Source organism: Rhizobium sp. NFACC06-2 (assembly GCF_900101425.1).
Classification (GTDB): Bacteria; Pseudomonadota; Alphaproteobacteria; order Rhizobiales; family Rhizobiaceae; genus Agrobacterium; species Agrobacterium leguminum.
Genome location: NZ_FMVA01000003.1, coordinates 323,963 through 337,110 on the forward strand (window position 1 = coordinate 323,963; position 13,148 = coordinate 337,110).

Annotated in this window: 11 protein-coding genes; 7 read left to right on the forward strand and 4 right to left on the reverse strand. The window is 58.3% G+C overall.

Annotation, left to right across the window (positions count from 1 at the left end):
• Nucleotides 1-306: 306 nt before the first annotated feature.
• Nucleotides 307-1,314: an acyltransferase family protein gene (locus tag F3H58_RS08345; protein WP_188128829.1), complete on the reverse strand. Its 1,008-nt coding sequence runs from the start codon at nt 1,312-1,314 to the stop codon at nt 307-309.
• Between the two features lie 54 nt (nt 1,315-1,368).
• Entirely contained in the window at nt 1,369-2,493 is a 1,125-nt protein-coding gene (locus F3H58_RS08350) for a glycosyltransferase family 4 protein (protein ID WP_149741863.1), read from the reverse strand.
• A 502-nt stretch (nt 2,494-2,995) separates the two neighbouring features.
• Here F3H58_RS08350 and F3H58_RS08355 point away from each other — a divergent pair.
• From F3H58_RS08355 to F3H58_RS08375, 5 genes are all read left to right on the forward strand, one after another.
• Complete coding sequence (locus F3H58_RS08355; RefSeq protein ID WP_149741864.1) at nt 2,996-4,522, forward strand: ABC transporter substrate-binding protein; 1,527 nt, start codon at nt 2,996-2,998, stop codon at nt 4,520-4,522.
• Nucleotides 4,523-4,730: 208 nt separating this feature from the next.
• Nucleotides 4,731-5,672, forward strand: a complete 942-nt coding sequence (locus tag F3H58_RS08360; protein ID WP_188128830.1) for an ABC transporter permease — start codon at nt 4,731-4,733, stop codon at nt 5,670-5,672.
• Nucleotides 5,672-6,547, forward strand: coding sequence for an ABC transporter permease (locus F3H58_RS08365; protein WP_065655629.1), 876 nt, complete (start codon nt 5,672-5,674; stop codon nt 6,545-6,547). Before F3H58_RS08360 ends, F3H58_RS08365 begins: the two co-directional genes overlap by 1 nt.
• A 1-nt stretch (nt 6,548) precedes the next feature.
• Nucleotides 6,549-7,772, forward strand: coding sequence for an amidohydrolase/deacetylase family metallohydrolase (locus F3H58_RS08370; RefSeq protein WP_149741865.1), 1,224 nt, complete (start codon nt 6,549-6,551; stop codon nt 7,770-7,772).
• A gap of 88 nt (nt 7,773-7,860) precedes the next feature.
• A complete protein-coding gene (locus tag F3H58_RS08375) occupies nt 7,861-8,355 on the forward strand; it encodes a RidA family protein (protein ID WP_003519868.1) in 495 nt (164 codons plus the stop codon).
• A 6-nt stretch (nt 8,356-8,361) separates the two neighbouring features.
• On the opposite strand, the gene F3H58_RS08380 is transcribed toward F3H58_RS08375, so the two are convergent.
• Complete coding sequence (locus F3H58_RS08380) at nt 8,362-9,198, reverse strand: IclR family transcriptional regulator (RefSeq protein ID WP_149741866.1); 837 nt, start codon at nt 9,196-9,198, stop codon at nt 8,362-8,364.
• Between the two features lie 88 nt (nt 9,199-9,286).
• Between F3H58_RS08380 and F3H58_RS08385 the strand changes: the two genes are divergently transcribed.
• Nucleotides 9,287-10,483, forward strand: a complete 1,197-nt coding sequence (locus F3H58_RS08385; RefSeq protein WP_149741867.1) for an aminotransferase class V-fold PLP-dependent enzyme — start codon at nt 9,287-9,289, stop codon at nt 10,481-10,483.
• Nucleotides 10,484-10,686: 203 nt separating this feature from the next.
• Nucleotides 10,687-12,522, forward strand: coding sequence for an ABC transporter ATP-binding protein (locus tag F3H58_RS08390; RefSeq protein ID WP_149741868.1), 1,836 nt, complete (start codon nt 10,687-10,689; stop codon nt 12,520-12,522).
• Here F3H58_RS08390 and F3H58_RS08395 read toward each other — a convergent pair.
• A complete protein-coding gene (locus tag F3H58_RS08395; RefSeq protein WP_149741869.1) occupies nt 12,519-13,148 on the reverse strand; it encodes a glutathione S-transferase family protein in 630 nt (209 codons plus the stop codon). The genes F3H58_RS08390 and F3H58_RS08395 overlap by 4 nt on opposite strands.

Sequence of the window (13,148 nt, forward strand, 5' to 3'; positions counted from 1 at the left end):
CGAAAAATTCCGGGCGAGGCACGATGTTCGAATCCCCTGATGGTGTCAGTATTGTTGCGCTTCAATATTCAGTTGGATTCCATAATCTCTTTGATTGCTGCATTGCGCTAGTGCAGTTTTGTCACGCTTGCGCGGTTTCTTTTGCTGTGGACTTAGGTGACACCTAATCATTTGTTTTATAGAACATTTTTTTTATTTCAGTATAAATGCTTATGCAATAAAGAGCCCGCCCGCAACTTCACGTCGTTCTTTAAGTCCCGGAATCGCGAGGTTCGCGTCCACGCTATTCGTCAGACCCTTGGACTGCTATGCAGCACTGGCATTGTGTCGGCGATATGCCGAAGCAGGCAGAGCCACCCATTCATGTATCCCGAAACGTATTGCGGCCATCTGAACAATGGCCGGCAGGGCAACGCCAATAATTGTCGTGATTGCCAACAGGCTCGCTATGTCCGTTACATGAAGCAACTTGACCGCGACAGCTCGGCCAAAACCGATGGCGATGATATGCATCACATAAATTCCGACGGACAACTGGCCGAGCGTCTTGACCATCGATGAAATAGGGCTTTCACGAATAACTAGCGCCTGCGAAATTGCGATCATTAAGACTATGCCGAGACCCGCCGATAAGAAAGGAAACCGTTCGGGGATTTCAATTTGCCACGAGGCATAGGTGGAAATCGCAAAGGCTGCCAGAAGCGCGAGAAATGAGGGCATCGTGTATCGCTTCTGCTGAAAGCCGTATTGTTTTGCGAGAACGCCGAGTGTGAAATAGATCAAGCCGTACGCAATGTCCCATGGGACCTGTTGGTCTTGCAGATAAAAGAAAATGAACAGAATAAGCGCGAATGCCGCTCGGACGAGGGTCGGCATCCGAACGAATACATGAGAGGCAAGTTGGCAGAAAAATAGTGAGTAAAGAAACCAGAAGGGGCTGATCGGGCTCCATAGGATTTCCAGGACTCTGTTAAAATCGATGGTCGTGTTTGTAAGACCCAAACGCCCCATCACCACCATCAGGCTGCCATGCAGGACTGACCAGAATAGATAGGGATAAGCGATATTTCTTACGAGCTTGGCGAAAAAATCTCTACGGGCGGTATCTTGTCCTGAGAAGAACAGTCCCGACACGAAGAAAAAAAACGGCATATGGAAGGTGTAAATTGCATAGTCGGCGAAGCCCATAAGACTGAAGTGCGGCGGCGCGACAGAGCCATTTAGGCCTCTTTCCGCATGGCCGAAAACAACAAGGATTATACACAGACCTTTGGCGACATCATAACTATAGTCACGCGGATTCTTAGGTTTCATCCAAGCACTCAATGGAAGTTTCATGTGTAGATGTTGGCCGAAGGCGTTTCTTAACTACGCCCGCTCAGCCAGTGCGAAATTCACAGTGTCCGCGAATTCCCGCAGGAAACGCTCGCGTGAGAAGCGGGCGGCATTGTTGATGCAGGCGTTCTTGTCGAAGCGGTCGGAATTGTCGACGAACTCCTGTACGGCGGCGCAGATTGCCTCCGGTGTCTGCTCACCGAAATAAAGGCCGGTCGGATGGTTGGAGGCGCCGAGCGGAACAACGGTCTCCAGCACGCCGCCCTTGCCATAGGCGATGACCGGTGTGCCGAGCGCCTGGGATTCGACGGGTACGATGCCGAAATCGTCTTCCGCTGCAAAAACGAAGGCTTTTGCCTCGGCCATGTATTTGTGAAGCTCGTCATTGCCGACGAAACCGAGAATTTCGACATTCGGCGTGGCGATTTCGCGGATGCGTTTCATGTCCGGCCCGTCGCCGATGACGACCAGCCGTTTGTCGGGCATCTTTGCAAAGGCTTCCACGATCAGGTGCACTTTCTTGTAGGGCACGAGCCGCGACGCCGTGACGAAATAGTCACCCTTAAGCTCGGACGGGGAAAGATGGGACGTGTCCACCGGCGGATAGATCACGGTGGAATCGCGGCCATAACACTTGCGCACCCGGTTACGGATGAATTTGGAGTTGACCGTCATCAGGTCGACGCCGTTGGCGGTGCGGATGTCCCACATGCGGATATAGTGGAGAATGGCGCGCGCGATCCATGAGGTGAAGCCGCGCGTCAGTCTGGTTTCCTTGAGATACTGGTGCTGGAGGTCCCAGGCGTAGCGGATGGGGCTATGGATATAGGAAACGTGAAACTGGCCTGGGCCGGTGATGACGCCCTTTGCGACCGCATAGCTCGAGGAAATCACCAGATCGTAGCCGCTCAGATCGAACTGCTCGATAGCGAGCGGCATCAGCGGCAGATAGGAGCGGTATTTTTTCCGGGCGAAAGGCAGCTTCTGGATGAAGGAGGTGTTGACGGTACGGCCGCCGAGAAACCCCCGGTCGCGCTCGCTCATGAAATCGACAAGGCAGTACAGATCCGCGTTAGGATAAATTTCAAGAAGGTTGTGAAGTACTTTTTCGGCCCCGCCTCTGTCGGTGAGCCAGTCATGCACGATTGCCGTCTTCATAATTTCCTCAATAACTCAACGTACTAAAAATTTATGTTCCGCCGTGGAATAAAGTTTGGCGGTCTAGAATATCAGGTCTGTTTTCAGCCCTTGAAAATACGGCTGACGGCGTCAAATGGCGTAACGATTAATAAGAATATGCGGGTATGTCTGTGATGGCCTAGCGTTAGTCCGCTCTTTAATAGCACTTTGTTCGCAAATGCGAAATATCCAACCTTCTTAATTCCCTTTCTTCCTTTGCAGTTAGACGACGGTCGTCATTCCCTCTCTCCCAGCCGGAAGAGATGGATATCACCGCGCGCCGTATTTTTGGCGAAACTCCTGTTTTTTCATTGCCTTGAATGGTGCTGCCGCCTCTCCTGAAGACTTGTCTTGCGTTTTGCCGATCATGGAAACCCATCATCGCGCCGCATTGTCATTGACAAGGCGTCTTATCGAGATATTCTGTTATAAAGATGCATATAACATAATAATGGAACACATAAGAGCTGGGAGCTTGACCATGAGACGTAAACTTGCATTTCTCGCCACCGCCGCTTTGCTGCTTGCACCGGGTGTAATGATGGCTGCGGAGAAGGGCGGCGTCATCAATGTCGCCACGATCGGCGAGCCGCCGACCCTCGATCCCATGGCGTCTACCGCCGATCTCGTCGGTATCGTCACGCAGCATATTTTCGAAACGCTCTATACCTTCGACAAGGGCTGGAAGGTGACGCCGCTTCTGGCGGAAAGCCTGCCCGAGATCAGTGCGGACGGCAAAACCTACACGATCAAGCTCAGGCAGGGCATCAAGTTCCATGATGGCAGCGACATGACATCCGAAGATGTCGTCGCTTCGCTCGGCCGCTGGATGAAGATCGCCTCGCGCGGCAAGCAGGCCGCAGGCTTTATCGAGAATATTTCCGCGCCGGATGCCGGAACGGTGACGATCGCCCTCAAGCAGCCCTATGCGCCGCTCGCTTCGCTGCTCGCTTTCAACAATTCCGCAGCCATCATCCTGCCCGCTGAAAAGCAGGCGGAGCCGATGGCCGAATTCATCGGCACCGGGCCCTATATGCTGAAGGAACGCAAGGCCGACCAGTATATCCAGCTCGTCCGTTTCGATGGCTACAAGTCCCGCGATGGCGAAAGCGACGGTTATGGTGGCGCTCGCCATCAGTATCTCGATGAAATCCGCTTCGTTCCGGTGCCCGATCCGAATACTCGCGTCGAAGCCGCCGTTTCCGGGCAATATGATTACGTCGATTCCATTCCGGTGGAATCCTTCGACAAGGTGAAGTCGTCCTCTGCCTCGCAGCCTTTGATGCTGAAGCCTTTCGGTTATCCGGTCTTCGTGTTCAACACGAAGGAGGGGCTTTCTTCCAAGCTGGAGGTCCGCAAGGCGGTGACCGAAGCGCTGAACATGGAAGACATGCTGGCGGCCGCATTCGGCAGCACGGATTTCTATGCGCTCGATGGCGCCTATTATCCCGATAATTTCTCCTGGCATTCGGAAGAGGGTGTCGAGGGCAATTACAATCTCGGCAATCCGGAAGCCGCCGCCGAAAAGCTGAAGGCGGCCGGTTACAATGGCGAGCCGCTGCGCATCCTCACCAGCCGCCAGTATGAGTTCCATTACAAGATGGCGCAGGTCGCGGCGGAATATCTGAAACTTGCAGGGTTCAAGGTGGATATGCAGGTGGTGGACTGGGCGACGCTGACGCAGCGCCGCGCCGACCCGAAGCTCTGGGATATCTACATCACCCACAGCCCCTTCCTGCCTGAGCCGGCGCTGATCGGTGCGCTCTCCACCGGCTCACCGGGTTGGTGGGATACGCCGGCGCGCAAGGCGGCGGTTGACGCCTTCACCTCGGAGGCCGATCCGGAGAAGCGCGTTTCGCTCTGGGCCAATGTGCAGAAGACGATCTATGCCGAGCTGCCGCTCATCAAGATCGGCGACTTCAATGCCGTGGCGGCCAAGTCCAACAAGCTGGAAGGCGTCGATCCGGCTCCATGGCCTTACTTCTGGAATGCATCGGTTACGAAATAAGGCCGGCACCGCACGCCGTCACCCCGGCCTTGAGCCGGGGTCCAGCGCGATCAAGTCCTTGATCGCAAGAGACCTTTTCACCACGCGGACGCGTGGTGGCCGGATGCCGGATCAAGTCCGGCATGACGGAAGTGAGCAGTCGATCTTTAAGCAACCCGGTTCAACCGTCGCCTGATAGCGGCAATCACGCGCTTCGGAGCCTTCATACGTGATACGGTATATTTTCCAGAGACTTGCGGGAATGATCGTGGTGATGTTCCTCGTCGTAACCATCGTTTTCGTCATCCTGCGCGTAACACCCGGAGATCCGGCAGCCGTGATGCTCGGGCCGGATGCCTCGGCGCAGGATATTGCGGAGCTGCGCGGCCGGCTCGGCCTCGATCAGTCGCTCGGCGTGCAATATGTCTATTATATCGGGCAATTGCTGAAGGGCGATCTCGGCCAGTCTATCTTCCTCAATATGCCGGTGGGATCAGCCCTGCTGGACCGGGCGGAACCGACCTTCTTCCTGACGATTTTTTCGCTGCTGATCGCCAGCGTCATCGCGCTTCCCATCGGTATCTATGCCGCGTACCGGCGTGGCTCTTTTGTCGATCAGGCAGCGACGACGGTGGCGATGCTGGCGGCGAGCATTCCCAGCTTCTGGCTCGGCCTTATCCTCATGCAGGTCTTCGCCGTCCGGCTCGATATGTTCCCGGTATCGGGTTATGGCGGGCCGGGTGCTAGCTTCCTTGAGCGCATGTATCACCTGACCCTGCCGGCCATCGCGCTCGGCCTCGTTTCCTCCGCCCTCATCCTGCGCTTCACCCGCGCCTCGATGCTGGATGTTTTAGGTGACGACTATGTTCGCACCGCGCGCGCCAAAGGCGTTAAGGAGCGCCGCGTGGTGATGAAACATGCGTTGAAAAACGCGCTCATTCCCATCCTCACCGTACTCGGGCTCACCGCCGCCGTGCTGATTTCCGGCGCAGTCGTGACGGAAACCGTCTTCGGTCTGCCGGGGGTCGGCAATCTCGTCGTCTCGGCCGTTCTCCGGCGCGATTATCCGGTCATTCAGGGCGCGCTTCTCATCATCGCCGGGCTTTACGTGCTCATCAATTTTGCAATCGACATGCTCTATCTGCTGGTCGATCCGAGGGTTCGTTACTGATGGCCGATATCGTTTCCACCGCTCCGCCGGCACGCAATCCGACCGTCCTGTTCATTCGGCGTCTCCTGAAGCGCAAGACGGTCGCTGCCGGTCTCATTGTACTGCTCGTCTTCGTGCTGCTCGCGGTTTTCGCGCCGATGATTGCGCCCTATTCGCCGTCGAAACTGTCGATCGTGAACCGCCTGAAGCCGCCAAGCGAGCTTTACTGGTTCGGCACCGACGAGTTCGGCCGCGACGTCTTCTCGCGCACCATCTATGCCGGAAGGCTGTCGCTTCTGGTCGGTGCCGCCGTGGTGGCGCTTTCGGCGCTGATCGGCATTACGCTCGGCCTGCTCGCCGGTTTCTTCCAAAAACTGGATACGCCGATCGCGCGGCTGATCGACGCGATGATGGCCTTCCCTGATATTCTGCTCGCCATCGCGCTGGTCGCCGCGCTCGGTCCTTCGCTGACGACTGTCATCATTGCACTTGCCGTGGTCTATTCGCCGCGCCTTGCCCGCATCGTGCGCGCCTCGACGCTGGTCATCCGCGAATTGCCCTATGTGGAGGCGGCGAAGGCGCTCGGCATTTCCACCTTCCACATCATGACGCGGCATGTGCTGCGCAATCTGGTCTCGCCGATCCTCGTTCAATGCACCTTCCTTTTTGCCAGCGCCATGCTGGCCGAGGCCGGCCTGTCGTTTCTGGGGCTCGGTGTCAGCCCGGAAATTCCGACCTGGGGAACCATGATCTCCGCCGGCCGCCAATATATCGGCCAGGCGGACTGGATGACCTATTTCCCCGGCTTTGCCATCATTCTTTCCGTGCTGTCGCTGCAAATGGTCGGTGACGGGCTGCGGGACATGCTCGACCCAAGACTGCGAAGGGATTTGTAATATGACGTCCGGTGAACAGGCGAAAACGCCTCTCCAAGCTCCCATTCTTCTCACCAATGTCAAACCCGTCGGTTTCGAAAAGGGTGCGCCACAGGCTTCGACCGATATTCTGATCGGCGGCGATGGCAGGATTGCTGCGGTTGGGCTGGGCCTTCAGGCGCCTGCTGATGCGCAGCGCATCGATGCCAAGGGTGCCTTCGTCTCGCCCGGCTGGGTGGATCTGCATGTGCATATCTGGCATGGCGGCACCGATATCTCCATCCGCCCCTCCGAATGCGGGGCCGAGCGCGGCGTGACCACGCTGGTGGATGCCGGTTCGGCGGGTGAGGCGAATTTCCACGGTTTCCGTGAATATATTATCGAGCCCTCGAGGGAACGCATCAAGGCCTTCCTCAATCTCGGTTCCATCGGTCTGGTCGCGTGTAACCGCGTGCCGGAACTGCGCGACATCAAGGATATCGATCTCGATCGTATCCTCGAATGTTACGCCGAAAACAGCGAACATATTGTCGGCCTCAAGGTGCGGGCGAGCCATGTTATCACCGGCTCCTGGGGTGTTACGCCGGTCAAGCTCGGCAAGAAGATCGCCAAGATCCTGAAAGTGCCGATGATGGTGCATGTCGGCGAACCGCCCGCACTTTATGACGAGGTGCTGGAAATTCTCGGCCCCGGCGATGTCGTGACCCATTGCTTCAACGGCAAGTCTGGCTCCAGCATCATGGAAGACGAGGACCTGTTCAACCTTGCCGAACGCTGCGCGGGCGAAGGCATTCGGCTGGATATCGGCCATGGCGGCGCATCCTTCTCCTTCAAGGTGGCGGAAGCGGCGATTGCGCGCGGGCTGCTGCCGTTCTCGATTTCCACGGATTTGCATGGCCATTCGATGAATTTCCCGGTCTGGGATCTGGCGACCACCATGTCGAAGCTGCTGTCGGTCGAAATGCCCTTCGAAAATGTCATCGAGGCCGTTACCCGCAATCCGGCCTCCGTCATTCGCCTCGATATGGAAAACCGTCTCGATGTTGGCAGCCAAGCCGATTTCACGATTTTCGATCTTGTCGATGCCGATCTGGAAGCGACCGATTCCAATGGCGACGTCTCGCGCCTGAAGCGCCTGTTCGAGCCGCGTTACGCGGTCATCGGCGCGGAGGCGATTGCTGCCAGCCGTTACATTCCAAGGGCGCGCAAGCTCGTGCGCCACAGCCATGGTTATTCCTGGCGCTGAACCCAAATGGACAAGGCGGAGGAGGCCAATCCCCTCCGTCCTCCGCAGAGATTAAGGAATACCCGTCCCTGTATTATGAGGAATTCGCGTGAAACAGTCTTCGCTTGAGGCAGAGGGGCGTCATTCGCCCTATGACCGGCTCGCCGCGCTCGGCATCTCCCTGCCGCCGCCGCCGCCGCCGATCGCCAATTTCGTCACCCATGTGGTGGAAGGCAACATGCTTTATCTTTCGGGGCAGGGGCCGCGGGAGGAAAACGGCCATCTTTATGCCGGTAAAGTGGGCGCGGAAATCGGGCTGGAAGAGGCCTATAACCACGCACGGCTCACCGGCATCAATCTGCTTGCCGTCATGCATGAGGCGCTGGGTGATCTGTCGCGGGTGAAAAAAGTGGTCAAGCTGCTTGGCATGGTCAATGCCGTCAGCGATTTCCGCGATCACCCGAGCGTCATCAATGGCTGTTCCGATCTCTTCATCGATGTGTTCGGCGATGCGGGACAGCACGCCCGCTCCGCCGTGGGTTTCGGCTCACTGCCGGGCAACATCACCGTTGAGATAGAAGCCATCGTCGCACTCAAGGATTGAGGCCGTTCAATGGTTGCGCCAGCCCATCAGCTTTTCGATCCGTTCCGCCGAAACCCTCACCTGTTCGGTATAATGGTTTTCGTCCGCCAGCACCTTCTGCTCCGGCAGCACGATGGAAATCGTCGCCACGCATTCGCCCCTGTTGTCGCAGATCGGCGAGGCGATGCAGGCGACGGCGTAGTCGGATTCGGCGACCTGTATCGACAGCCGGTCATGGAAAGCGGCCGCCGCCGATTGCGACAGGGTCTCGGGATTGATTTCCGCACGGCCAGTGGGGGAGGAGCGGGCGCAGCGTCGGAAAAGTTCGAGGCGCTCTACCTCCGGCAGATGCCCGACGAGCAGGCGGCCGGATGCCGTCCAGTTCAGGGGAACACGGGTGCCAACGCGCGACGCGACCTGAAAATGGCTCGGACCATCGGCCATGGCCAGCACCAGCATATGGTCGCCATCGCGGCCGCAAAGCTGCACGGTCTCGCCCGCATGGCGGCACAGATCGTGCATTTCGTGGGTGGCGACACCCATGAAATCCAGCGAGCGGGCATAGGCAAGACCATAATGGTAAAGCCGCGCGCCAAGCCAGATATTGCCATCGGCATTGCGCGCCAGCATGTTCTTTTCGATGAGATCGTCGATGATCACATAGACGGTGGAAAGCGGCGCCTTGATCGCCTTGGCGATGGCGTAGGCGCCAGCCGGCGATCCGGTTTCATAAAGATAATCAATAACCTGAAGGGCGCGGTCGATGCCGCTGACGCGCGAGCGCTTGGCCGCCTTCGCGTCTGCGTTTTCGGCGGCGTCGGACAGGGCGGTTGAAGGCGTTTCGTCCAGTCTATGGGCGTCCAATTTTGGCTCCTCATGGGTTTTGAGAAGCTATTACATTATTATGGCATATATGTCGATGCCCATCGCATCGCAAAGACAGGAGAAAGACATGACCGAGGATATCAGAAGCAGGATCGGCCTTCGCCCGGTCATCAACGTCTCGGGCACCATGACCTCGCTCGGCGCTTCTATCGTCGTTCCGGAAGCGGTCGAGGCCATGGCGGCCATCCTGCCGCAATTCGTCGAGATCAACGATCTGCAACGCAAGGCAAGCGCGGTGATATCGAGGCTGACGGGCGGCGAGGCCGGTTTCGTCACAGCCTCCTGCTCCTCGGGCATAAGCCTTGCGGTGGCGGGCGCCATTACCGGCAATAATCTGCTGGCCATCGAAAAGCTGCCCGATGTGACCCCGGAAAAGAACGAGGTTCTGGTGCAGATGGGCCATGTGGTGAGCTATGGCGCGCCGGTGGATCAGGCGATCCGCCTCGGCGGCGGCAAGGTGGTGCTGATCGGGCAGGCAACATCGGCCCATCGTTTCCACATGGAAAACGCCATCACCGAAAAGACGGCGGCGGCGGTCTACGTCGTCTCGCACCATGTGGTGGATTATGGCCTGCTGCATCTTTCCGAATTCGTCGAGATCGCCCATGCCAGGGGCGTGCCCGTCATCGTGGATGCGGCGTCCGAATATGATCTGAAGCTGTTTCTGGCGACGGGCGCGGATGTGGTGCTTTATTCCGGCCACAAGTTCCTCGGTGGCCCGACTTCCGGCATCGTCGCCGGCAAAAAGGAGCTGGTGCGCAGCACCTTCCTGCAGAATATGGGCGTCGGCCGCGGCATGAAGGTCGGCAAGGAAAGCATTTACGGTGTCATGGCGGCGCTGGAAGCCTGGGAAAAGCGTGACCATGCCGGCATTCGCGAGCGTGAAACCGGCTACCTCAACCTCTGGAAAAAGACGCTGGACGGACGCCCTGGCGTGACGGCGCTGATCGAACCCGACCCGACCAACAACCCGCTCGACCGGCTGCGCGTCATCATCGATGCCGAAGAAGCCCATATCACCGCCTGGGACCTGACGACGGCGCTGGCCAAAGGCAGCCCGCCGATCATTGCCCGCGACCACGAGGTGGAGCACCGCTATTTCTATCTCGACCCCTGCAACCTGCATCCCGGCCAGGAAACCGTTGTGGCTTCCCGGCTGGCCGAGGAGCTGGACAAGGCGCGCGCCTCCAACGAGGTGATTGCAACACCGTTCGAGGACCGCAGCCGCCACCGCTTCGACGGCATGCTGCGCTGGCCGGACTAAGTGAAACGAGCGGGTGCCGCTTATTTCTTCTCCCCGAGAGGGAGAAGGTCGCGGCAGCGGGATGAGGGGGCAAGGGTGCTGTCAATCGCTGACGTTGCCCCCTCATCCGACCCTTCGGGCCACCTTCTCCCCGGCGGGGAGAAGAAACCCGCGGTAACTGCCCGCCCAAGCATTGCAACCAGAATAAAGAAAAGGGAACGATCATGACCATGCCGCAGGCAGCACCGCTCGGTGCCGAAGATGCCGTGCTTTCCGTCCGCAATCTCACCACGTCCTTTCACGTGGATGGCGGCTGGAAACCGGTGGTGCGTGATATTTCCTTCGATGTCGGGCCGGGCGAGACTGTTGCGATCGTCGGTGAAAGCGGTTCCGGCAAAAGCGTTACCTCGCTTTCCATCATGCGATTGCTGGATCGGGAAAGCAGCAGGGTGCAGGGTGAAATACTGCTCGGAGGTCGCAACCTGCTCTCCCTTTCTGAAGACGCCATGCGGCGGGTGCGGGGCAATGAGGTGGCCATGATATTCCAGGAGCCGATGACCAGTCTCAATCCGCTCTTCACCATCGGTGACCAGATTTCCGAGGCTCTGCTGTGCCATCAGCCGATGTCGAAAGCCGATGCGCGGGCAGAGACGATCCGCCTGCTGGAAAAGGTCCGTATACCCTCCGCCGCCTCGCGCTTCGATGAATATCCGCATCGCTTTTCCGGCGGCATGCGCCAGCGCGTGATGATCGCCATGGCTCTTGCTTCAAAGCCGAAATTGCTGATCGCCGACGAGCCGACCACCGCGCTCGACGTGACGATTCAGGGCCAGATTCTCGACCTCATCAAGACGCTGCAGGAAGAGGAGGGCACGTCGGTCCTGTTCATTACCCATGACATGGGTGTTGTGGCCGAAATCGCCGACCGCACGGTCGTCATGTATCGCGGCGAGCAGGTGGAAGTCGGTGCCACGACCGATATTTTCCATCGCGGCAAACATCCCTATACGCGCGCACTTTTGTCCGCCGTTCCGGTTCTGGGGTCGATGAAAGGCGAGGAAAGACCGCTCCGTTTTCCCATCGTCAACACCACCACGGGGGAAACGCAGGAGCCGGCGCGTCCGGCCGATACCGTTGACGCAGCTGCACAGCCGGTCCTGAAGGTGGAGGGGCTGACCAAGCGCTTCGATATTCACTCCGGTCTTCTGGGGCGTCTCAGCGGCCGGGTGCATGCGGTGGAAAACGTGTCTTTCGATCTCAGGGCCGGTGAAACATTGTCATTGGTGGGCGAAAGCGGCTGCGGCAAATCCACCACCGGACGCGCCATCATGCGGCTGATCGAGCCGGATGCAGGTTCGGTCGTGATCAACGGCGAAAACATTCTCGCACTCGACAAGACGGGCATGCGGGACATGCGCAAGACGGTTCAGATGATCTTTCAGGACCCTTTCGCCTCGCTCAATCCGCGTATGACGGTGGGTGCGGCGATCGCCGAACCTTTTCTGGAACACCGCATGGGAAGCGCTCGCGAGGCGAAGGATGTGGTGGCCGACATGCTCAAAAAGGTTGGTCTCTCACCGGACATGGCGTCGCGTTACCCGCATGAATTTTCCGGTGGTCAGCGCCAGCGCATCTGCATTGCCCGCGCGCTGGCGCTCCAGCCCAAGGTGATTGTCGCGGATGAAAGCGTTTCGGCGCTGGATGTTTCCATCAAGGCGCAGGTCATCAACCTGATGCTGGACCTGCAACAGAGCCTCGACCTTGCCTTTCTGTTTATCAGCCATGATATGGCGGTGGTGGAACGCGTCAGCCACCGGGTTGCGGTGATGTATCTCGGCGAGATCGTCGAAATCGGTCCGCGTGCTGCTGTCTTCGACAATCCGCAACATGACTATACCCGCAAGCTGATGGCGGCCGTGCCGGTGCCGGATCCGGATCGCCGCAACACAAGGCGCGGTGCGGCGAATGACGAGCTGAAAAGCCCGATCCGCGCCGTTGATTATGCCGTCAAGCCGCGTGAATATCGGGAGGTTTCGCCCGGCCATCTCGTCGCCTGTTAAAGTCCCGGTACGTCCGACATTGCGAAGGGGACGCGATAACCGCGCTGAAAACTCTCCTGCTGTCCAATCTGGCGATACCACCGCTTTACCGCCGGAAAATCATCGAGATTGATTTTGTGGCGCGCGAAACGCGAGACCCATGGCCAGATGGCAATATCGGCTATTGAAAAATCGCCGGCCACGAACTCCCGCCCGCTCAAGCGGTCGTTCAATGTCCGGTAAAGCCGCGCGACATCCGCCGCGAAACGCGTCTCGGCAAAGGGGGCCTGTCCGGCATGATAGGTCAGGAAATAATGGGCATAACCGAGTGTCGGGCCGAAATTGGCGGCCTGCCACATCAGCCATTCCGTGACGACCAGTCGCTCGGTCGCGGAGGCGGGCAGAAGCCGGCCCGCCTTTTCGGCCAGATAGATCAGGATCGCGTTCGATTCCGTCAGGACGGTGCCGTTTTCATCGTCGACGATCGCAGGGATTTTCGAGCCGGGATTGATGCGGACGTAATCCGCGGCAAATTGCTCGCCTTGTTCGATGTCGATGGGGTGGCTGGTATAGGGCAGGCCAAGTTCTTCCAGCGCAATCGAGATTTTAAGGCCGTTGGGCGTGATCCAGGTGTAAAGGTCGATCAT